At 60.2% G+C, this 22655-nt stretch carries 12 protein-coding genes and 10 pseudogenes; 18 read left to right on the forward strand and 4 right to left on the reverse strand.

Annotated elements, in window-relative coordinates; genetic code table 11:
• Positions 1-5 precede the first annotated feature (5 nt).
• The 5 genes and pseudogenes from P6U16_RS07590 to P6U16_RS07610 all read left to right on the forward strand — a co-directional run bounded on the left by P6U16_RS07590 (position 6) and on the right by P6U16_RS07610 (position 4302).
• Positions 6-1049: a tartrate dehydrogenase gene (locus tag P6U16_RS07590; protein WP_277703243.1), complete on the forward strand. Its 1044-nt coding sequence runs from the start codon at positions 6-8 to the stop codon at positions 1047-1049.
• Between the two features lie 23 nt (positions 1050-1072).
• Positions 1073-2530, forward strand: coding sequence for an NAD-dependent succinate-semialdehyde dehydrogenase (locus P6U16_RS07595; protein ID WP_277703244.1), 1458 nt, complete (start codon positions 1073-1075; stop codon positions 2528-2530).
• 255 nt (positions 2531-2785) lie between these two features.
• A pseudogene (locus P6U16_RS07600) lies at positions 2786-3366 on the forward strand (TetR/AcrR family transcriptional regulator).
• 13 nt (positions 3367-3379) lie between these two features.
• Positions 3380-3673, forward strand: coding sequence for a hypothetical protein (locus tag P6U16_RS07605; RefSeq protein WP_277703245.1), 294 nt, complete (start codon positions 3380-3382; stop codon positions 3671-3673).
• A pseudogene (locus P6U16_RS07610) lies at positions 3670-4302 on the forward strand (DNA-3-methyladenine glycosylase I). Before P6U16_RS07605 ends, P6U16_RS07610 begins: the two are co-directional and overlap by 4 nt.
• Positions 4303-4480: 178 nt before the next feature.
• Here P6U16_RS07610 and P6U16_RS07615 read toward each other — a convergent pair.
• On the reverse strand, positions 4481-5755 hold the full coding sequence (locus P6U16_RS07615) for an FAD-binding oxidoreductase (protein WP_277703246.1): 1275 nt from the start codon (positions 5753-5755) through the stop codon (positions 4481-4483).
• Positions 5756-5769: 14 nt separating this feature from the next.
• Positions 5770-6438 carry a haloacid dehalogenase type II gene (locus P6U16_RS07620; protein WP_277703247.1) on the reverse strand — a complete coding sequence of 223 codons (669 nt, stop codon included), beginning with the start codon at positions 6436-6438 and terminating at the stop codon, positions 5770-5772.
• A 326-nt stretch (positions 6439-6764) separates the two neighbouring features.
• Between P6U16_RS07620 and P6U16_RS07625 the strand changes: the two are divergent.
• From P6U16_RS07625 to P6U16_RS07655, 7 genes and pseudogenes are all read left to right on the forward strand, one after another.
• Positions 6765-7603: pseudogene (locus tag P6U16_RS07625) on the forward strand (GNAT family N-acetyltransferase).
• 13 nt (positions 7604-7616) lie between these two features.
• A pseudogene (locus P6U16_RS07630) lies at positions 7617-8992 on the forward strand (aspartate aminotransferase family protein).
• A 250-nt stretch (positions 8993-9242) separates the two neighbouring features.
• Positions 9243-9947, forward strand: a complete 705-nt coding sequence (locus P6U16_RS07635) for an HAD-IA family hydrolase (RefSeq protein WP_277703248.1) — start codon at positions 9243-9245, stop codon at positions 9945-9947.
• A gap of 80 nt (positions 9948-10027) precedes the next feature.
• Positions 10028-11638 (forward strand): ABC transporter substrate-binding protein, encoded by a 1611-nt coding sequence (locus tag P6U16_RS07640; RefSeq protein ID WP_277703249.1) that lies wholly within the window; start codon positions 10028-10030, stop codon positions 11636-11638.
• Between the two features lie 151 nt (positions 11639-11789).
• Positions 11790-12739: pseudogene (locus tag P6U16_RS07645) on the forward strand (ABC transporter permease).
• Between the two features lie 2 nt (positions 12740-12741).
• Positions 12742-13582: pseudogene (locus P6U16_RS07650) on the forward strand (ABC transporter permease).
• Positions 13583-15234, forward strand: a pseudogene (locus tag P6U16_RS07655) (ABC transporter ATP-binding protein). It abuts the pseudogene before it with no gap.
• Positions 15235-15366: 132 nt separating this feature from the next.
• On the opposite strand, the gene P6U16_RS07660 reads toward P6U16_RS07655, so the two are convergent.
• A complete protein-coding gene (locus P6U16_RS07660; protein ID WP_277703250.1) occupies positions 15367-15843 on the reverse strand; it encodes an Lrp/AsnC family transcriptional regulator in 477 nt (158 codons plus the stop codon).
• Positions 15844-16077: 234 nt separating this feature from the next.
• On the opposite strand from P6U16_RS07660, the pseudogene P6U16_RS07665 reads away from it, so the two are divergent.
• Together P6U16_RS07665 and P6U16_RS07670 are read left to right on the forward strand one after the other, a co-directional pair.
• Positions 16078-17401: pseudogene (locus P6U16_RS07665) on the forward strand (FAD-binding oxidoreductase).
• Positions 17402-17475: 74 nt separating this feature from the next.
• Positions 17476-18749 (forward strand): annotated as a pseudogene (locus tag P6U16_RS07670) (VOC family protein); the annotation flags it as partial.
• 475 nt (positions 18750-19224) lie between these two features.
• On the opposite strand, the gene P6U16_RS07675 reads toward P6U16_RS07670, so the two are convergent.
• On the reverse strand, positions 19225-20133 hold the full coding sequence (locus tag P6U16_RS07675; protein WP_277703251.1) for a LysR family transcriptional regulator: 909 nt from the start codon (positions 20131-20133) through the stop codon (positions 19225-19227).
• A 108-nt stretch (positions 20134-20241) separates the two neighbouring features.
• On the opposite strand from P6U16_RS07675, the gene P6U16_RS07680 reads away from it, so the two are divergent.
• The 4 genes and pseudogenes from P6U16_RS07680 to P6U16_RS07695 form a co-directional block, all read left to right on the forward strand.
• Positions 20242-20907, forward strand: coding sequence for a DsbA family protein (locus P6U16_RS07680; protein WP_277703252.1), 666 nt, complete (start codon positions 20242-20244; stop codon positions 20905-20907).
• Positions 20908-20929: 22 nt separating this feature from the next.
• On the forward strand, positions 20930-21826 hold the full coding sequence (locus P6U16_RS07685; RefSeq protein ID WP_277703253.1) for an MBL fold metallo-hydrolase: 897 nt from the start codon (positions 20930-20932) through the stop codon (positions 21824-21826).
• A 5-nt stretch (positions 21827-21831) separates the two neighbouring features.
• Entirely contained in the window at positions 21832-22230 is a 399-nt protein-coding gene (locus P6U16_RS07690; protein WP_277703787.1) for a nuclear transport factor 2 family protein, read from the forward strand.
• Between the two features lie 185 nt (positions 22231-22415).
• A pseudogene (locus tag P6U16_RS07695) lies at positions 22416-22574 on the forward strand (IS5/IS1182 family transposase); the annotation flags it as partial.
• Between the last annotated feature and the right edge of the window lie 81 nt (positions 22575-22655).

Here is a 22655-nt window from a genome sequence, read left to right on the forward strand (position 1 = left end):
TGCCCATGACGAAAACCCACAGGATTGCCCTTATTCCCGGTGACGGCATCGGAGGTGACGTCACGGCTGCTGCCTGGGCGGTGCTGCAGAAGGCGGCGGGGTCGGCCGGCTTTGTGCTCGAAGGTACCGAATTCCCTTGGTCCTGTGCCTTCTACAGGCAAACCGGCGCGATGATGCCGCAAGATGGGATTGAGACATTGCGTGGTTTCGACGCCATCCTGCTCGGCGCGGTCGGCTGGCCGCAGCAGGTGCCGGATTCGGTTTCGCTGCACGGCCTCCTGCTGCCGATCCGCAAGAGCTTCGTGCAATACGCCAATATCCGCCCCCATCGCCTGCTGCCGGGGGTTCAGGGTCCGCTGAGAGCTGAGGCCTTCGACATTCTCTGCATCCGCGAAAACACGGAGGGCGAATATTCCGGCGCCGGCGGCCGCATTCATCAGGGCACAGCCAATGAAGTGGCGGTCGAAACCTCGATCTTCACGCGCACGGGCGTCGAGCGCATCCTGCGTTTCGCCTTCGGACAGGCGCGCAATCGCCGCGGCAAGCTCGCCTCCGTCACCAAGTCGAACGCGCAGAAATACTCGATGGTGTTCTGGGACGAGGTGACCCATCAGCTCGCGGCCGAGTATCCGGATGTCGAGGTCACCAGCTATCACATCGACGCGATGGCGGCGCGCATGGTCATGGCGCCGGAAACCCTCGACGTCGTCGTCGCCTCCAATCTCTTCGGCGATATCCTCACCGATCTCGGCGCCGCCATCCAGGGCGGGCTCGGCTATGCCGCGTCCGCCAACATCAATCCGGACAGAGGCGCCCCCTCGATGTTCGAGCCTGTGCATGGCTCGGCGCCCGATATCGCCCATCTCGGCATCGCCAATTCGATCGCGACCATCTGGTCTGGAGCGATGATGCTCGACCATCTGGGTGAAACCGACGCTGCCGCTGCGATCATGGCGGCCATCGAGCGCACGACGGCAAGCGGCATCGGCACCATTCCGGGCAAGGACAGGACGGAAACGATCACCGCTGCGATCCTCGCGGCACTCTGATTTCTATTGGACAGGACAGAAAAATGCAGACCTTGAAAGAACCGGGCCTTTTCCGGCAACAGGCTTTGATCGGTGGCCAGTGGACACCGGCGGCGTCAGGCAACACGATCGACGTGATCGATCCAGCCAGCCAATCCTTGGTCGGCACCGTGCCGGACATGGGCACCGCCGAGACATGTGCAGCCATCGACGCAGCCTCCGCCGCCTATGCCCCCTGGAAGAAGAAGACCCATGCCGAGCGGGCCGCCCTGCTCGAAGCCTGGCATGCGCTGATGCTCGAGCACATCGAGGACCTTGCGCTGATCCTGACGACAGAACAGGGCAAGCCCTTGGACGAGGCACGCGGCGAAATCCGCTACGGCGCCTCCTTCGTCAAATGGTTCGCCGAGGAAGCCCGGCGCATCGAGGGCCACACCATTCCCTCGCCCACGCCGGACCGGCGGATCGTCGTCCTGAAGGAGCCGGTCGGCGTCTGCGGCATTATCACACCCTGGAACTTCCCCAATGCGATGATCACCCGCAAGGTCGCTCCGGCCCTTGCCGCCGGCTGCACCGTGGTCATCAAACCGTCCGAATTCACGCCCTACTCGGCGCTGGCAATCGGCTGGCTTGCCGAAAAGGCCGGCATTCCGGCCGGCGTCATCAATATCGTCACCGGCATGCCGGCCGACATCGGCAACGAGATCATGGCAAACGAGACGGTGCGGAAAATCTCCTTCACCGGTTCGACGAGAGTCGGTTCGCTTTTGATGCGCGGCGCAGCCGATAGCGTGAAGCGGCTTTCGCTCGAACTTGGCGGCAATGCACCGTTCATCGTCTTCGACGACGCCGACCTCGATCTGGCCGTGGAAGGTGCCATCGCCTCGAAATTCCGCAATGGCGGGCAGACCTGCGTCTGCGCCAACCGTATTCTCGTGCAGGCCAGCGTCTATGAGACCTTTGCAGGAAAACTCAGCAGCCGTGTCAACGCCATGAAGGTCGGCCCCGGCACCGAATCCGGCGTTTCGATCGGGCCGATGATCAACCAGGCCGCCATCGCCAAGATCAACCGCCATGTCGAAGACGCGCTGGCCAAGGGAGCGACGATTGTCACGACCCGCACGAACATGCCAGCCGGCGAACAATATGCCGCCCCCATGGTTCTCACCGGCGCCACGACGGAGATGCAGCTTGCCAGCGAGGAGACCTTTGGCCCGGTGGCACCGCTCTTCCGCTTCGAAACCGAGGAAGAGGCGCTGACAATCGCCAATGGCACGCCCTATGGCCTTGCCGCCTACTTCTACACCGAGAATCTGAGGCGCGCCTGGCGTGTCGGCGAGGCGCTGGAATTCGGCATGGTGGGCCTCAACACCGGCGCCATCTCCACCGAAGTCGCGCCCTTCGGCGGCGTCAAACAGTCCGGCCTCGGCCGCGAGGGTGCCAGGGCCGGCATCGACGAATATCTGGAAATGAAGTCCTTCCACATCGGCGGGCTCGCCTGAGCCTTCCGCGATCTGCAGGAATGAAAAAGGGGATGCCAAGCCCAGCCTCTAACTGAAATGTGGAATACTTTCTGTAGCAAATATCCTTCGCGAAACTCCGACTTTTGCGAGTAAGTTTTGCGACAGATGTTCCCCTGAATAATCGGTGATGCCGATTTTGTCGCTTAACTCAGGATTTCCACTACAAGCATATGGCTTTGACAAATTAGGTCAATTGTCCTAGTAGTGGTTTGCCACTAGGACAATTGAGCAAACATGCCGGTATCATCCACCCGTGAAATAATAGTCGAAAAGGCGGATCCCCTTTTTACGAAGGTGGATACGAGGCCACGTCCTTTGCCGAGATCGCGGCGGCCGTGGGCATCTCGCGCGGCAATTTCTACCACCACTTCAAGACCAAGGATGACATTCTGGATGCAGTAATCGCGCGCCGCATGGAGCGAACACGCGCGATGCTCGACGGCTGGCAAGCCGATGGCGACGGCCCGCGTGAGCGGGTCTTATCCTTCATCCATATGCTAATCGCCAACCGGGCAAAGATCATGGCCTTCGGCTGCCCTGTCGGCACCCTGTCCTCCGAACTCGCCAAGCTCGATCACGCGGCGCAAAACCGTGCGGCCGAAATCTTCGGCGTGTTCCGCGACTGGCTCGCCAACCAATTTCGGGCGCTTGGTGCAGGCGACCGCGCCGAGGCGCTGGCGCTGCATCTTCTGGCACGGTCGCAAGGGGTGGCGGTCATGGCCACGGCGTTCCGCGACGAAACTTTCATCCGCAGCGAGGTTGCCGAAATAGAGCACTGGCTGGCAACCTTGCCGAACCTTTCCCCGTCCAACTGACCAAAGAGCACCGATGTTCGTGACCTTCCTGAAATTTGCCGAGAACCGCGCCGCCGCGCCGGAGTTCATGGCAGCGCATAACGATTGGATCGCGCAGGGCTTTGCCGATGGTGCGTTCCTCTGCGTCGGCTCACTTCTGCCCGCTGCCGGCGGGGCTATCCTCGCCAATGGGGAAAGCCGGGCCGATCACGATGCGCGTATCGTCGCCGACCCGTTCGTTGTTCAGGGCATCGTGACCGCTGAAACCTACGAGATCGACCCAAAACGCACTGTTGCCGCGCTGGATTTCGTGAAGATGCCAGCATGAGTGGAACCGTTCCCGGCCCGGATGGCCGCCCGCGTTGCCGGTGGTGCGCCGCCGCCCCGGAGTTTTTCGCCTACCATGATCGCGAATGGGGCGTCCCGGTCGTTGAAGACATACGGCTATTCGAGAAACTTTGCCTTGAAAGTTTCCAGTCGGGTTTGAGCTGACGCACCATCCTCGCCAAGCGCGAGAACTTCCGAACCGCTTTCGCTGGCTTCGATTTCCGCAAGATGGCCCTATTCGGAGAGGCCGATGTGGCGCGGCTGCTGGCGGATCCGGGCATCGTCCGCCATCGGGGAAAGATCGATGCCGTGATTAACAACGCCCGCCGTGCCTGCGACCTGGTCGTAGCCGAGGGATCACTGGCGGCGTTTGTCTGGCGGTTTGAGCCGGAAAAAGACAATGCGGAGCCGCAAAGCCGTTCAACTTCTCCAGCTTCCGAGAAGCTATCCAAGGAGCGCGCAAGCGGGGTTGGAGATCTCGTCGGCGCAACCACAGTCTATGCATTCATGCAGGCAATGGGGCTGGTCAATGACCATGTAGAGGGGTGCGCCATGCGATCCGAAGTCGAGCAAGCACGAATGAATTGCGTCGCCCCTCCTAGGGGTCGCAAAACCAACGTTCTCCGTTAGGTGAGGACGGAGAATGCTTCAAGAAGGTATTTCCCGCAACACAAACCGCTCCAAACACCCATGCCACAAGGGGATTCGGCACCAGTATCTACTAGGATTCCACATCTCGGTTAGGGGCTGGGATGCCAAGGCCCCCTTTTTTATACATATCGGAACCAGCCAGAAACCGGACTGGTCCCTACTGAAACCGGTCGAGCGCCTTGTAATAGAGCCCCACCAGGGGCAGGAACCAGGGCGTGCCGAAATGGCCCGGAACCGCCGGCCAGTCGAGGCCTTTGAGCGGGTTGTGGTCCGGGCGTCCAAGCATGGCATCGGCCATCGTCATGCCAAGATGGGTGGAAAGCTGTGCGCCATGGCCGGAATAGCCCATCGCGTACCACACCCCATCCTGATAGCCTGCCCGCGGAAAACGGTCCTTGGTCATATCGACCAACCCGCCCCAGCAGTAGTCGATCTCGACCTTGGCGAGCTGCGGAAAGAGCCGAACAAGGCTTTCGCGCAGGATCGCGCCGCCCTTGGCGTCGGATCGCTGGTCGGACGTGGCCGAGAAACGCGCCCTGCCGCCGAAGATCAGCCGGTTGTCTGGCGATAGACGCCAGTAATTGCCGATATTCATCGAGTTCACACAGGTGCGGTTGCCCGGCATGGTCGCAGCGACTTCGGCATCCGTCAACGGCCGCGTGGCGACGATGAAGCTGCCGACCGGGATGATGCGACGCCGGAAGTAGCCGAAATTCGAGCTGGTATAGGCGCCGGTGGCGACCAGAACCTGATCTGCCGTCACAATGCCCCTTGCCGTCTTCAGAACATGCCGACCGCCCGTGTGGGTATGCTCCGTAACCGCCGCCTTCTCGGCAATGACCGCACCGCTGCGGCTGGCCGCCCCGGCCAGGCCGACAACATAACGCCCCATATGCATCATCGCGCTCTTCTTCGACAGCATGGCGCCGTGGAAGGGCGATCCGACTTCACGCCTGAGGTCGGCGGGCGAAAGCAGCGCCGTATCGGCATCCACTTCGGCATGCACCGCCTCGAAATTCTTCGCGATGCTGTCGAAATGCACCGGCTTGGAGGCGAGCTTCAGCTTGCCGGCCCGGCGGAAATTGCAGTCGATGCCCTCCTCGGCGATGATGGCCTCCAGCGTGTCGATCGAGGCATCCAGTGCCTGGTAGAGCGCAATGGCGCGCTCCTTGCCGATCTCCGCCTTCGCCGCCAGATAGCTGTGCGCCAGACCATTGTTGAGATGGCCGCCATTGCGCCCCGACGCCCCGTAACCCACGGTTTCCGCCTCCAGCACGATCACCCTGGTCCCGGCCTTGGCAAGCTGCCGCGCCGCGCCAAGCCCGGTAAAGCCGCCGCCGATCACCGCGACATCGTAGTGACCCTCGATCGGTCCTTCGACGGCGCCATCGAAGGCGGATGCCGTATCGTGCCAGTAGGACAGGTATTTCATGGGTTTGTCTTTCCTTAGAGCCCGACGACGCCAGGCAGGCCGGAGATATCGGAGATTTCGACATAACCGTAATAGGGATTGGCCGGTTCATGGCCACGGTTGACCCAGACCTTGTTCTTGATTCCAAGATCATGGGCAGACATCAGATCGTAGCGGAAGGAGGAAGAGCAGTGCAGGATGTCTTCCGGCCCGCAGCCGAGCATGTCGAACATATACTCGAAAGCCTGGAAGCGTGGCTTGTAGGCATTCGCCTGCTCGGCCGTATAGACGGCGTGAAAGGGTGCGCCGAGCTTTTCGACATTCGACATGATCTGCGCATTCATCGCATTGGAGAGAATGACCAGCGGGATTTCCTTGGCGACCTTGGCGAGCCCGGCCGGCACATCCGCATGCGGCCCCCAGGTTGGCACCCGCTGATAGACGAACCGCGCATCTTCGTCCTTGAAGGCGACACCGTTTCGCTTGCACGCCCGCTCCAGCGAATTGTAGACGACATCGGCATAAGGCTTCCAGTCGCCGAGGATCTCGTCGAGCCGGTAGGCTGCGAAGTTCCTGATGAACTCCAACATCTTCGGTTCATCCATCCGCTGTCCGTAGAGGTCGCGCGCCGCTTCCGCCATCTGGAAATTGGTCAGGGTGCCGTAGCAGTCGAAGGTAATGTATTTCGGGTGGAAGGTCGTCATGCGCGTCGTCCTTGATAGGCAGGGCCGTGCAGCCGGTTGCTGATGGCTAGATCATAGGTCGGCTTCCAGCGACCGCGTCGACTGAATTGCGGGATTTGAAAGCAGAAAGTTCCGTATCTGTCGGCCGGAATGGCATTTGGTTGGGCATGGAGCACACAATCGGGTTTCGAAATCTCTTTCCAGCGACGCCTATGACCAGCTCACAGCATAAGATGCGGCGGCCACCTGCTCCTACGGCTGAAGATATCGTTGCTGGTGCTGCCTTCAGACAATCTACCGGCCCGTTGAACGCAACACTTGTATTCAGGAAATGAAGGTACCACCCCATGCAGATTTTCGACATCGCCATTGCGCCCATAGCCCTGGAGCATCTTGATGATGCCGTCCGGCTGTCGCGCCAGTCCGGCTGGCCGCATCGGCCGGAAGACTGGCGACTGGCTCTGGCACTGAGCGAAGGCTTCGTCGCGGTCACGGGCTCCGGCGAGGTTGCCGGCACGATCCTGATGACCCCTTATGGCGCAGACTGCGCAACGATCAACATGGTGATCGTCGACGAAGGAATGCGCGGACGCGGGCTTGGACGAAGGCTGATGGACGCCGCCATGACGCTTGCCGGTGGCCGGCCACTGCGCCTTGTCGCCACGGCCGAGGGATTGCCACTTTACGAACGCCTGGGTTTTCGCAAAACGGGAACGATCGTCCAGCATCAGGGCGTTGCCGGCAGCATCGCAGCACCCGACAACACCCGGGCAGCGACCGCTGACGATCTTCCGGCCATTCTCGACCTCGACAGGCAAGCCTACGGTGCCGACCGCTCCGATCTCATTCGAAAGCTTGCTGAGATCGGCGAATATGCCGTGATCTGCCGCGAGGCGCAGGTAGCCGCATTTGCCGCTATTCGCACCTTCGGCCGCGGCGAAGTGATCGGCCCGGTCGTTGCTCCAGATCTCGAAGATGCCAAGGCACTTGCCTCGCACTTCATCAGTCGCCGGGAAGGCGCTTTCCTACGCGTCGATACCGGTGCCGGAACTGGTCTCGCCCCTGGCTCGAAGATCAGGGCTTCGCCCATGTCGGCGGTGGCATCGCCATGGCCCGGCCCGTGACCATCCCGCCCGCCGCACCGGCGGTCACCACCTTTACCCTTGCCAATCAAGCCCTCGGCTGACCCGGAGATGACAATGTTGAACAATTCCCTCATCGAGCTTGATCGCGCTCACCTCATCCATCCGGTCGCCTCCTATCGTGGCCATGAGCAACAGGGCGTTCGGGTACTCGCCTCCGCCAAGGGGGCGACGGTGACCGACGCTTCCGGCCATCGGCTTGTCGACGGTTTTGCTGGCCTCTGGTGCGTCAATGCCGGCTACGGTCATGATTCGATCGTCGAGGCAGCCGCGCGCCAGATGCGGGACCTGCCCTATGCGACGGCCTATTTCGGCCTGGGTTCTGAACCGGCAATCCGACTTGCTTCCGAACTCGCCGACAGGGCGCCCGGCGACCTCAAGCACATCTACTTCACCCTTGGCGGCTCGGACGCCATCGACAGCACCATCCGCTTCATCCGCTATTACTGGATCGCCAAGGGCCAGCCGCAGCGCGACCAGTTCATCTCGATCGAGCAGGGCTATCATGGGTCTTCCACGGTCGGAGCCGGATTGACAGCCCTCCCCAATTTTCACGCCGGCTTCGGTATCCCGTTCGACTGGCAGCACAAGATTCCGTCGCCCTATCCCTACCGCAACCCGGTTGGGGAGGATGCAGCCACAATCATCGCGGCGTCGCTTGCCGCCCTGCGCACCAAGGTCGAGGCCATCGGTCCCGACCGGGTCGCGGCTTTTATGCCGAGCCGATCCAGGGTTCGGGCGGCGTCATCGTGCCGCCGAAAGGCTGGATCAAGGCCATGCGTGACCTCTGCCGGGATCTCGATATCCTTTTTGTCGCCGATGAGGTGATCACTGGCTTTGGCCGTACCGGCCCCCTGTTCGCCTGCTCGGACGACGACATCGTTCCCGATTTCATGACGACCGCCAAGGGCTTGACCTCGGGCTATGTGCCAATGGGTGCAGTTTTCATGGCGGACCATATCTATCAGGTGATTGCGGATGGCGCGGGGGCGTCCTCGGTCGGCCACGGTTATACCTATTCGGCCCACCCGGTCAGCGCCGCCGTCGGCCTCGAAGTTCTCAGGCTTTATGAAAATGGCCTTCTGGAAAACGGGGTGAAAGCCGGCGCGCGGCTGATGACCGGCCTTAAGGCGCTTCGCGATCACCCACTTGTCGGCGACGTGCGCGGTCGCGGCATGTTGGCGGCAATCGAACTGGTCTCGAGTAAGAAGACGAAAACTCCTTTGCCCGCCGAAGCGCAGCCGGCACGCCGCATATTCGACCGTGCCTGGGACAACGGGCTGGTCATCCGCGCCTTTGCCACCGGCGTGCTGGGCTATGCGCCTCCGCTCTGCTGCACCGACGAGGACATCGACGCCATTCTCGAGCGAACCGTAAAAACGCTCGACCAGACACTGGAGGATCCGGATGTACGCCGGGTGCTGAAGGACTGAAAGGCCAGCAGGCAAGCACTCCCCGAAATATCGCGGAGCGCTGCATTTTAGAATCTTCTGCCGTGCCATGGCATCGATTCGGCGAAAACGGTGCGATGAAGATGCCAAACTTGACGACAGCGAAGGCCCACCCCTTGAAATTGGGGCATTTGACAGGAAAGCCCCGGTAAGTTCGGGACAGGGAACAGCATAATCTTTCGCCAAGCGTACCGAAGTGGTGCCCTATACATTCGAAACTGGGGATCTGAAATTGACCAAGTCGCTGCCTGAATTCAAATACATGAGTTTCGACGTCGTCGGAACGCTGATCGATTTTGAAGGCGGGCTGACCTCTTGCCTCAACGAGATCGCGTCGGAAGCGGGCGTGACCATTGACGCCGAGGAAGCGCTGAGCCTTTATCGCTATGCCGATGATGCCGATCTTTTCCCGGATGACCTCGTCCGCGTCTACCTCGCGATTGCTCCAAAGCTCCGCCTGCCGGCTGACCGGGCCCTTGGCGAGCGCCTGCGCGATTCTGCCAAAAAATGGAAAGCCTTCCCCGACAGCGCTGAAGCCATGGCGCGGCTTGCCCGCGACTACCGGCTCATAGCCATGACAAATGCCCGTCGCTGGGCGTTCGAGCATTTCTCAGCAGAACTCGGCAATCCCTTTCATGCCACTTTTACCGCAGACGATACCGGCACAGAGAAACCCGATCCGGCATTTTTCCACCAGGTCTTCAACTTCCTCTCCGGCGAAGGCGCAAGCAAGGATGATATCCTGCACGTGGCGCAGAGCCAGTATCATGACATCGGCGTCTCGCGTGACCTGGGCATGACCAATTGCTGGATCGAACGTCGCCACGCGCAGAGGGGCTATGGCGGCACGATCGAGCCGGCGGAGTTCACCAAGCCGGACTACCACTTTACCTCCATGGCCGGCCTTGCCTATGCCGCGACTGCCGCACGGAGCTGACCGACGATCATCTCAACGACGAGCAAAGCCCGCGTCAAGACGGGCGGCCCGATAACCAGACGACAAAAAAGGGGAATGACATGACCGATAGAACTCTCAACTGGACCTCGTCAGACGATGCGATGGTCGAAAACGCTATTCGTCGCGGCGCCACGCGTCGTGAGCTTCTCCACATGCTGCTGGCCGGCGGCGTTGCCCTCACGGCCAGCGGTGCGATTCTCGGACGCGCCACCAGCGCTTTTGCCGCAACGCCCAAGTCGGGCGGACACCTCAAGGCGGCAGGCTGGTCGGCATCGACGGCCGACACACTCGACCCGGCCAAGGCCTCGCTGTCGACAGACTATGTGCGCTGCTGCGCGCTGTACAACCGATTGACTTTCCTTGACAAAAGCGGCGTGGCTCAGATGGAGCTCGCCGAGAGCGTAGAGAGCTCGGACGCCAAGATCTGGACGGTCAAGCTGCGCTCGGGCGTCACCTTCCATGATGGCAAGACCCTGTCGTCGCAAGACGTCGTCTTCTCGCTGATGCGGCACCTGGATCCCGATGTCGGTTCCAAGGTCAATTCGATCGCCAAGCAGATCACCAGTGTCAAGGCTGTCGACCCGCTGACGGTGGAGATCACCCTGGCGAACCCCAATGCCGACCTTCCAACCATCCTGTCGATGCATCACTTCATGATCGTCCAGGATGGCACGACAGACTTTTCCAAGGGCATCGGCACGGGCGCCTTCAAGCTCGAAAGCTTCGAGCCGGGCGTCAAGTCTGTCGCGGTCAAGAATCCGAACTACTTCAAGTCTGAAGGGCCATACATCGATTCCTTCGAGTATTTTGCCATCAGTGACGACAACGCGCGCGTCAATGCGCTTCTTTCGGGCGACATTCATCTGGCGGCATCCATCAAGCCCCGTTCGATGAAGCTGGTGGAAAGCCAGCCGGGCTTCGTCCTCTCGCAGACCACGTCCGGGAACTATACCAACCTCAACATGCGCCTCGACATGGAACCGGGCAACAAGGCCGATTTCGTAGCCGGCATGAAGAACCTGATCAATCGCGAGCAAATCCAGAAATCGGTCATGCGCGGCCTGGCCGAACTGGCCAGCGACCAGCCGGTTTCGCCCGCAAGCATATACTATAATGCCGAACTGAAGCCGAAGACCTACGATCCCGAAAAGGCCAAGTTCCATTTCGAAAAGGCAGGGCTGGTTGGCCAGTCCGTCCCAATCGTCGCGTCCGATGCGGCGACTTCCTCGGTCGACATGGCCACGCTGGTTCAGCAGGCAGGAGCAGAGATCGGTATGAATTTCGACGTCCAGCGCGTGCCGTCCGACGGCTATTGGTCAAACTATTGGTTGAAGGCGCCCGTGCATTTCGGCAACATCAACCCCCGCCCCACGCCAGATATCCTGTTCTCGCTGCTCTATTCCTCCGACGCACCGTGGAACGAAAGCCAGTACAAGTCGAAGAAGTTTGACAGCATGCTGGTCGAGGCTCGAGGTCTGCTTGACCAGGTCAAGCGCAAGGCGATCTACGACGAAATGCAGGTCATGATCTCTGAGGAAGCCGGCACCGTGATCCCGGTCTTCCTGTCCAATGTTGACGCGCTTTCAGGCAACCTGAAGGGCTTGGAAGCCAACCCGCTGGGTGGCCAGATGGGCTACGCCTTCGCGGAATATGTCTGGCTCGAGGCCTAGCAGACATTAGGAAGGGCAAGGCGTCGCAGTGGCGCCTTGCCTTCTTCATCCGCGGCCGCCCGGAGCTTGCTCGGCGAATGACCGCGCATCGGACTATCGCCCCGCGGCGTTGTCCGCCATTGTAAAACTATGTCCAGCAGGGAGCCTCTTCTTGAGCACATATGTACTCAATCTTATCGCGGTTCGGCTGCTGATCGCGGCCTTGACACTCCTAATCGTGTCCTTCGCGGTGTTTTTCGCGACGGCGATGCTGCCGGGCGATACTGCGACCATCCTGCTCGGCCAGGCCGCAACACCGGAAGCCGTCGCCGGACTCCGTAGCGCCATGCACCTTGACGATCCCGCATACCTACGTTTCCTGTGGTGGCTTGGTGGGCTCTTAAGTGGCGATCTCGGAACGTCCTACGTCAACAATGTCGCAGTTGCGGACCTGATTGGCGGTCGCTTCGTCAATACGATGAGACTTGCCGGCATCACCGCCTTGTTCTCCGTGCCGCTTGCACTGACACTTGGCATCACCGCAGCGATGTTTCGTGGTTCGCTCTACGACCGCGCGGTGACCATCCTTACCATCGGCGTCATCTCGATTCCGGAATTCATGGTCGCAACCTCGGCTGTCCTGGTGTTTTCTGTCTACCTCAAATGGCTGCCCGCGCTTTCCTTTGCCAATGATGTCACCTCCATCTGGCAGATGCTCCAGGTCTACGCCATGCCGGTGATCAGCCTGACGTTCGTTGTCGCGGCACAGATGATCCGGATGACCCGCGCCGCCGTCATCGATACCATCAACACACCCTATGTCGAGACAGCGCTTTTGAAGGAGCTTCCCGCCCCCGCATGGTGCTACGTCACGCCTTGCCAAACGCCGTCGGCCCGATCGTCAATGCGGTCGCGCTGTCCCTGTCCTATTTGGTCGGCGGCGTGATCATCGTCGAAACCATCTTCAATTACCCCGGCATTGCCAAGCTGATGGTCGACGGGGTGGCAACCCGCGACCTGCCACTTATCCAGTCCTGCGCCATGATCTTCTGCATCGGCTATCTCAGCTTGATCACACTCGCAGACATCATTGCCATTCTTGCCAACCCGAGGCTGCGTTGATCATGACCCAATCCGCCACCCTTTCGCAAAAATTCGGCTACCGCTTCAGCTGGGTCGGCATGATCGGCCTGTCGATCATGCTTTTCTGGGGGTCATGGCGTTGATTGCGCCACATATCATTCCTCACCCGGTCGGCGAGATCGTCGATGAGGATTATTTCGGCGCGATAAGCAGCCGGTTCTGGCTCGGCTCGGACTATCTTGGCCGCGACATGCTATCCCGGGTTCTTATGGGCGCTCGCTACACCGTCGGTATCTCGCTCGCCGCCGTCTCTATCGCCTGCTTCTGCGGCGTCGTCCTCGGCATGACAGCGGCAGTTGTCGGTGGATGGTTGGATGCAGTGTTGAGCCGTTTTCTTGATGCCATGAACTCCATACCCGGCAAGCTATCCGGTCTGGTCGTGGTCGCCGCGGTCGGCTCGTCCATCAGCGTGCTGATCGTCACGCTCGCCGTCATCTACACGCCGGGTGCCTATCGTTTTGCCCGGGCGCTGGCCGTGAACATCAACACCATGGACTACATCACGGTGGCGCGCACACGCGGTGAAGGCATCTTCTACATCATTCGCTCCGAAATCCTGCCCAACATCACCGGCCCGGTGCTTGCCGATCTCGGCCTGCGCTTCGTTTTCATCGTCTTGCTGTTGTCCGGCCTTTCTTTCCTGGGGCTCGGTGTGCAGCCGCCTTATGCAGATTGGGGCGCGCTGGTGCATGAAAACGTCGGGGGCTGCCGTTCGGCGCCCCCGCCGTCATCGTCCCCTCGCTGGCGATCGCCAGCCTGACCATCAGCGTGAACCTCCTGATCGACAACCTGCCGCAAAAAATCCGAGATCGGAACGCCTGAATGGAAAACCTCGTCGAAGTCCGCGATCTGAAAGTTGAGGCCACCACCGACAGCGGCCGCCGCGTCGAAATCATCAAGGGCGTGAGCCTGGATATCGCGCCTGGAGAAATTGTGGCCCTCATTGGCGAGAGCGGATCGGGAAAACCACCATCGCTCTGACGCTCATGGGCTACACCCGCTCCGGCTGCAGCATTTCGGGCGGCACTGTCCGGATCGCCGGCAAGGACATGGTGACGCTGAGCGAACGTGAACGCGCCGGAATCCGGGGCACCGAGGTCGCCTATGTCCCCCAGTCCGCTGCGGCGGCATTTAACCCGGCCCAGCGCATCATCGACCAGGTAGTCGAAGTCACTCGGATCCATCGGCTGATGCCGGCTGAAGAGGCACGGCAGAAGGCGGTCGGACTATTCCGTGCCCTTTCGCTGCCCAATCCCGAGACGATCGGCGGCCGCTATCCCCATCAGGTTTCCGGCGGCCAGTTGCAACGCCTTTCGGCCGCTATGGCGCTCATCGGCGACCCGAAGCTTGTCATCTTCGACGAACCGACCACTGCCCTCGATGTCACCACCCAGATCGAGGTGCTGCGCGCCTTCAAGTCGGTGATGAAGGCGGGCGGCATTTCGGGTGTTTACGTGTCGCACGATCTGGCCGTGGTCGCCCAGATCGCTGATCGCATTGTGGTCTTGCGCAACGGTGAAGTACAGGAGGTGGGCGCCACGGCTGACATTCTGACCCGTGCTCGGCATCCCTACACGCGCGAACTCCTGGCCGCGTTCGAACCCAAGGCGCGAGGCGAAGAGACTATGGTGGAAGAGAGAAAAGTCCTTCTAGAAATTAAGGGGCTATCCGCCGGCTACGGCCCGATTCAGGCGGACGGGCTACCTCTGGTTCGCGCGGTTCAGGATGTAAGTCTGACTGTGGAAAAAGGGCGCAATCTCGGGATCATCGGTGAATCCGGTTGCGGCAAATCCACGCTGGCTCGTGCCATTGCAGGCATTCTGCCCGCATCCTCGGGGACAATCTTCTTCGATAAATCCGAACTTGAAGGCTCGGTCCGACAGCGCAGCCGCGATCAGTTGCGCGAAATGCAGATTGTCTTCCAGTACGCCGACACGGCACTCAACCCGGCAAAATCGATCGAGGAGATTCTCGGTCGGCCGCTGATGTTCTACCACGGAATGAAAGGCAAGCAGCGGGACAGCCGCATCGATCAGTTGCTCGACATGGTACACCTACCGAAGGCGCTCCGCCACCGGCGACCACAGGAACTGTCAGGCGGCCAGAAGCAACGCGTCAACTTTGCCCGCGCGCTTGCCGCCGAGCCGAAGCTCATCATTTGCGATGAAGTCACGTCGGCTCTGGATACCGTGGTCGCAGCGGCCGTCATCGAACTCCTGAAGGAACTGCAGCGTGAACTTTCGCTGTCCTACATCTTTATCAGTCATGATCTTTCGGTGGTCGAGGCAATCTGCGACGAGATTGTCGTTATGTATGGCGGCCGCAAGGTTGAGGAGATCACGCCTGCCGCGCTGAAGGCACCGCAGCATCCCTATTCGAAGCTGCTCTTCTCTTCCGTTCCGAAGCTTGATCCGAGTTGGCTGGACACTCTCGAACTTGATCCTGAGCTGGTCACGACGTACGGCCATCGCTGACGACGAGCTTCATCGTACACCTTACCGCAAACCTAGAGTGGGTGGCTTAACCGATGGAGCGGCATCGCTCTGCGCCATCCTCATGCAACGGCGTGCTGAGCCAGAAGAATGGACTGTAAAGGAAATGAAGCTCTAAAGTGGAAACAGGCTGGTCAACGGCATATGAGTTTTCACGATTGGTGATTTCAGCACGACGAAGCTGAAATACTTGTCGATGCCGATATCCATATCGGTCAACCGTTCCATTATCCCCTGATATTCGCCAATACCGGCCGTGACGAACTTGATGAGATAGTCGTAGCCCCCCGACACCAGATGGCATTCAATCACTTGATCGATCTTCCCCACGACAGCCAGGAAACGGGCGAAATCGATCTGCCGGTGATTCTTTAGTGTGACCTCAGTAAAGACGGTCAGTGTCTGCCCGAGCTTGCTGATATTGATTTGTGCGGAATAGCCCTCGATGAAACCTTCCTGCTGGAGCTTCTTGACGCGCATCAGGCAAGGACTGGGAGACAGGTTCACCAACTCGGCCAACTCGACATTCGTGATGCGGCCATTCTTCTGCAGCTCATGGAGAATCTTGATGTCTATCCGGTCTAGTTTCATCTATTTATCTCCCCGATAAGCGCCGAAAACTGGCGGAATTTTATGCTGCAGATTTCCTCGATCGAGCTTAACACCATGGCGGATCGTGTCTATTCCATTCTGCGCAGATGAGCCCAGCACGATCGTCGGCATTGATATGTCGTCACGGAATCTTCTGCTGCACAACTAGTATGTGCGGCACCCTTGGTGCGGACGAGCCGTTATGCTGGTTTCGCGATCAGGAGACCGATACCCATGCCAGCGCCGCTTATGCTTGTGGAAAGCCCAGATGAATTCCCCGATCGGCCGATGCCGTCATCATCGGAGCCGGCATTGTTGGCGTCTTTGCAGCGTATTATCTCGCAAGAAGAGGCCTAAAGGTCGTCCTGCTGGAGAAGGGCCGCGTCGGCGCCGAACAATCGAGTCGCAACTGGGGCTGGTGCCGCCAGCAGAACCGCGACGCCCGTGAACTGCCGATGGCCACGAAGAGCCTCGATCTCTGGGAACAATTCGGCCAGGACAGCGGGGAAGACACCGGCTTTCGCCGCTGCGGGTTGCTTTACCTGAGCAACAGTGAGGAAGAACTGGCCGGCTGGGCACGATGGCGGGACTTCGCCCGCACCGTTGGCGTGACGACCCATATGCTGGACAGCGTCGCTGCCGCCGAACGAGGTGTGGCGACTGGCCGTGCCTGGAAGGGTGGCGTGTTTTCACCAAGTGACGGGACAGCCGATCCGTCCCGCGCCGCACCGGCCGTCGCGCGCGCCATCCTCAAGCTTGGCGGAACCGTGCTTCAAAACTGCGCCGCACGCGGCATCGAGACCGAAAGTGGCCGGCTTTCAGCCGTCGTCACCGAGCAGGGTACGATCCGCACGACAACGGCGATCCTTTCCGGCGGTGCCTGGGCTTCCTCCTTTGCCGCCAGCTCGGCATCCGGTTTCCCCAGGCGTCCATCCGATCGTCGATCCTCTCTGTCTCTCCGGGAGAAGCCGTGCTTCCCGATGCGCTGCATACAGCCGGGGTCTCGGTGACCCGCCGGGGCGACGGTGGTCATACGCTTGCCATCAGCGGCCGTGGCCGGGTGGACCTCACCCCACAACAGATCCGCTTTGCGCCACAATTCCTGCCGATGTTCCTGCGCCGCTGGCGCTCCCTCTCGCCGGGCGGTCTCGAGGGCATGCGCAGCGGCCATGAGAGCCTCTCTCGCTGGCGCCTCGACCGTCAGACCCCGATGGAACACATGCGGATCCTCGATCCGGCCGTCAATCGCGGCACGATCCGGCTGACCTATGAGCGCGCCACAGAACTGCTGCCGGCCCTGAAGGGACGCCGTATCGCCGCAAGCTGGGCCGGTTATATCGACTCCACCCCTGACGGTGTGCCCGCTATCGGGGAGACGCCATCCGTTCCTGGCTTCATCCTGGCCGCCGGATTCAGTGGCCACGGTTTTGGCATCGGCCCCGGCGCAGGCCATCTGATCGCCGATATCGTCACGGGAGCGGACCCGCTGGTCGATCCGCGCCCGTATCATCCCAACCGCTTCTCGCAATCCGCATGGGGCAAAGTGGCAGACTTTTGAAACACAGCATTTGGCGCTAGGCTGCCCCGCGGTTAGTCCGCTAGACAAACTGGAGATCTCGATGCAAGCCCGACAGCTCGCATTTCCGAAACATGCCGGGCGAAGGAGATCTGCCGGTCGCCGACTTCGTCGCTGAGGTCGCGGCGACGGGATATGACGGCTATCTCTCGCTGGAAATCTTCAACGACCAGTTCCGCGGCGGCTCGCCCAGGGCCATTTCCGTCGACGGGCATCGCTCGCTGATCTACCTGGGCGACCGGGTGCGACGAAAGCCCGATGCTGCAGGCCTGACGGTGCCGTCGATGCCGGACCGCGCTTCGGTGGCCGGTGTCGCGTTCATCGAGTTTTCGGTTGGCGAGGGCGATGCCGAGCTACTGATCACGATGATGCATTCACTCGGCTTCCGGAAGACCGCGATCCACAAAACGAAAAATGTTAGCGTCTACCAGCAGGGTGATGTCCGCATTCTCGTTAACAGGGAAGAGATTGGCTTCGCCAGCAATGCCTATGCCGTTCACGGCGCATCGGCCTACGCCATGGCCTTGCAGGTCGAGGATACATCTACTGCCATGGCCCGCGCGGTTGCTCTGGGCGGAGAGCCCTTCAGTCAGCCGGTTGGCCCTGGTGAACTTGAAATTCTCGCGATCCGCGGGGTCGGCGGGACCTTGATATATCTGGTTGATGCCAAATCCAACCTCGAGCGGGGGTGGGAGATAGACTTCCAGCCCGCCGAAGACGAAGCCGCCCCGAATTCGGCGGCACTGCTTGCTGTCGATCATGTGGCCCAGACGGTGGCCCATGAGGAGATGCTGACCTGGCTCTTGTTCTACACATCGATCTTCGAGACTAAAAAGTCCCGATGGTCGACATCATCGATCCGTCCGGCGTGGTGCGCAGCCAGGTCATCCAGAACGACGAGGGAACGCTGCGCATCACGATGAACGGTGCGGAAAACCGGCGTACGTTTGCCGGCCATTTCATCGCTGAGACATTCGGGGCCGGAATCCAGCACATCGCCTTTCGCACTGAGGACATCTTCGCCACGGCCGAGGCGCTTCGTAGGAACGGCTTTACAGCGCTGCCGATCTCACCGAACTACTACGGCGATATCGAAGCGCGTTTCGGTCTCGATCCGGCAATGACCGAGAGGCTCTGGGCTGACAACATCCTCTACGACCGCGACGCGCACGGCGAATACTTCCAGCTCTACAGCGGCACCTACGGCGAGGGCTTCTTCTTCGAGATTGTTCAGCGCAGCGGGTATCAAGGCCATGGCGCCGCCAATGCGATATTCCGGATTGCGGCCCTGAAGAAACAGATGAGACCGGAGGAAATGCCGCGAATTTGATGAGCACTCCCGCCTTGTTGGGGGCCGTCCACATATGGGATCTCAAGGCCACAGATTATCACCATTGCGCGTAGCAATCCGTCACCGGCGGCAAAAGCAAGATTCTGATATCAGGTAGCCACGCGTTCGCCCCGCCGTCGGAGCGAGCAGACCAAACACGAAGACCGTGCTTTTAATTCTGCAATCCTGCACTGCTTTCAACGGCCCGGCAGCTCATGGGCGGCCACGAGAACCAAGATGGCTCCCGATAGGGCCTGCAGACCCTTCTTCGATCGGGATATCAGCTTGGGACGTGTCTCGAACATATGCACCATTTGCTGTCGGAAGAATACCGCAGTGACCGCGACCGAAGACAAAGCCAGTGCAACGCAGAGCGTCATGACGAAGAGCGGCAGTGGGCACGGGATCAGTCCGGCCAACAATCCGACGACGATTGTTGAGTTTCAGCAGGTTTTGCCCCTCTTTTCAGACCATTCTATTGGAGCCCGCCACGTTTCACGGACGCAATCAACAGATCTACGAACGCAGAGACTTTTGGCGGTCTAAAGCGGGCGGCGGGGTATACCGTGTAGACACCACCCGATGGTAGATGCCAGTCGGGCAGGACATGAGTCAGGCGTCCGCTCGCTATGTCAGCGGCCGCCAGGAAATCCGGCAAAACCGATAGCCCGCCGCCCTGCCTCACCGCTTCCATCACCGCCGGCGTTGTGTTGATCGCGATGTCAGCCCTGAAACGCACAGTTCGTGCCTCGCCTTCGTTGCGAGTAAAGGTCCAGTCCAGGGGTTCCTTCAGCGCGTTGTTGGCTACGAATGGCAGGGACGGCAAATCGCCCGGCCCATTGAGTTTGGCTACTTTGCTCACGAGGTGGGGCGTGCCAACCAGATATTGGCGAAATGTTCCGACCCGGCGCGCTTGCAGGCTTGAATCGGCCAGCCAGCCGACGCGAATGGCGAGGTCCATGTTGTCGGCGACGAGATCCACCATTTTGTCGCTGAGGCTCAGCTCGACCTTGCAGTCCGCATATCGGGCAGTGAAGGCGGTCACCAGGGGCACAATCACCGAGGTGCCATAGTCATATGGCGCGGTGATCCTCAGCAGACCCTTTGGCTCTGTTCTGGCTTGAGCCAACTCTCTCAGAGCATCCTCAGCCTCGCGCAAGACGAGGACGCAACGGAGGTGGAACATCCGTCCTGCCTCGGTCGGCTGGAGGCGTCTTGTCGTGCGCATCAGCAGCGTGGTGCCGACCTCTTCTTCGAGCTTTGCCACCTGCTGGCTGACGACGGCCTTTGTGATGCCGAGATATTCGGCCGCGCGTGTGAAGGAACCTGCATCGACGACAGCGACGAAGTAGGCAAGCCGATTGAGGTTTGTCGCTTCCTGCATGCGTACGCTCCAAGCTGATTGTTTGCTTTTAGCATACATTCTGTCCTATTCAACGGACTTCTCGGTCCAATGCTCTCATGCCATTTATAGCTCCATAAGGAGCAAGACATGAGCGACAAGGCCTACGTTACCTACCTCTTCGATCCCCTCTGCGGCTGGTGCTATGGCGCGTCGCCTTTGCTCGCACAACTCGTCGCGCTTCCAAACCTCCTCGTCACACTGGCGCCGACGGGCCTTTTCTCAGGGAGAGGCGCACGGGTGGTAGACGAACATTTTGCGAACTTTGCTTGGTCCAACGATGTTCGCATCGCGAGCTTAACGGGGCAGCAGTTCACCGAGCACTATCGCGTAAAGGTGCTCGGCGGTGGCGGCTTGCTAAATTCTGGCCCAGCGACGCTGGCAGTCACAGCCGTTTCTCTGACAGAACCGTCTCGCGAAATTGATGCCCTTCGGCTTATCCAGGAAGCGCGCTATGTCGCTGGTCGCGACGTGACCGCCATGCCGGAGTTACGCGCCATCCTGGAGGGTGCCTATCTCAGTGCCGCCGCCGCTCGCCTTGCGGCACCGGATGCGGAGTTGCTGGCGGCAAACTGCAAGCGTGTCGAGCGGGCCCAGTTGCTGATGCAGGAGTTCGAAGCCGGTGGCGTGCCAGCGTTGATTGTCGATGACGGACAGCGAACCGAGCTGGTCAAGGCCCACCAGCTGTTCGGCAACGCCGATGATCTCATAGCAAGGCTTTCCGCTCTTGGCAGGGCCCGGCCAACCCTTTCCTAAAACCCTAAACCTGGAGACTATCATGTTCACAAGGAGAACCATCATGAAAACCACTCTCGCCGCCGGTGTCACCGCCGTCTTCGCGCCTGCTGACTTGGGCCATGCCGCAGGAGGCCTCACCTGGAAGCATTTCCCCGCCGGGCAGAATGGCTTCTTCCGTGTGCCTGTTCTGATCTCCGGCGCCACGGAAGGCGTGCTCATCGATGGCGGCTTCACGCTTCCCGACGGCAAGGCCCTGGCCGAGGCGATCACGGCAACGGGCAAGAGGCTCACAACGATCTATGTCAGCCAGTCCGACCCAGATTACTATTTCAGCCTAGGTCCGATCAAGGCTGCTTTCCCCAATGCCAAGGTGATCGCCGCCTCGGCCACGGTTGCTGCGATCATGGCCAGCGTCGAGAAGAAGCTCGCCGTCTGGGGTCCTCAGCTCAAGAAAAATGGCCCACAGACGCTGGCCGACGTCGTAATGCCCGAGATCTTTGACGGCGGGGCGTTGACCGTCGACGGCGAGACGATCGAGATTGTCGAGGCGGAAGGCCTCGCCAACCGGCGCTATCTGTTCGTGCCATCGCTGAACGCTGTGTTTGGTGGCGTGATGATCTTCAACAGTGTCCATGTTTGGACGGCAGACACCAACAGTGTGGAACTGCGGGCGGCCTGGATTGCCAATCTCGAAAAGATCGCAGCGCGCCAGCCGGCGGTTGTCGTCGCCGGCCATATGGCTCCAGACGCTCCAACCGACCTTTCCGGCGTCGAACACACCATTGCTTACCTGAAGGCCTTCGAGGAGGAACTCGTCAAGCATAAGGACTCCACCTCGCTTAAGGCTGCGATGGAAGCACGCTTTCCGGGTCTCGGCATGGGGGTAGCACTTGACATCGGCTCCAAGGTCGCCACCGGCGAAATGAAGTGGGGCTGATCGCCATGGGTGCCAATCTCGATCTCATCAGGGCCACCTATGAGGGCTCGTCGGAAGATAACGGCCGCAACCTGCTTGCGGCTCTGGCGCCCGATGCGACGTGGACAGAAGCCGAAGGCTTCCCCTATGCCGGCACATATGTAGGCCCCGACGCCATTGTCACCGGGGTATTCCACAGGCTCGGCACGGAGTGGATTGGCTATAACGCGAAAGTCCATACCTTTATGGAAGACGGTGATCGTGTTGCGGCGTTCGGTATCTACTCTGGCACCTACAAAGCGACGGGCAAGTCGATGATGGCGCACTTTGCCCATCTCTACGAGGTCCGCGACGGCAAGATCGCCAGCATGGTCCAATATGTCGATAGCCATATGGTGATGCAGGCGACAAGCCCTGCTGAATAGGATTATGACTCTGAATAACCTGACATCGTTTCCTTACGGGATTCGATGTCAGGTTTCCGGGTCGTATTTCCATATTGGGCCGCATGTAAGCCGTCACCACTTACCGATCTCCACAGGCTAAGATCAAGGACTAGCCAGCCGCTCTGCGAGGCCAGAACCTCGTCCCTCAGCACCCGGATCGCCCGCAAGCGAAACCCTTTGGAGTCCTCCCACGGTGCTGGGTCGTCGAGCGAACCTTCGCATCGCTTGGCAGATGCCGAAGACTGGCAAAGTCCATCGCCTCCTCAGAGGCATGGATCATGATCGCCCACATTCGCCTGATCACCAGGCGGCTTGCAAGGTGAGAGCTGGCTCGGGAAATCTGTACTGCGGGGATAAGTGGAATTTCTGCCTGACTTCGGCTTAGATGCCGGGAACAGGAGATA

It is taken from the genome of Rhizobium sp. 32-5/1, assembly GCF_029537235.1.
Taxonomy (GTDB): Bacteria; Pseudomonadota; Alphaproteobacteria; order Rhizobiales; family Rhizobiaceae; genus Pararhizobium.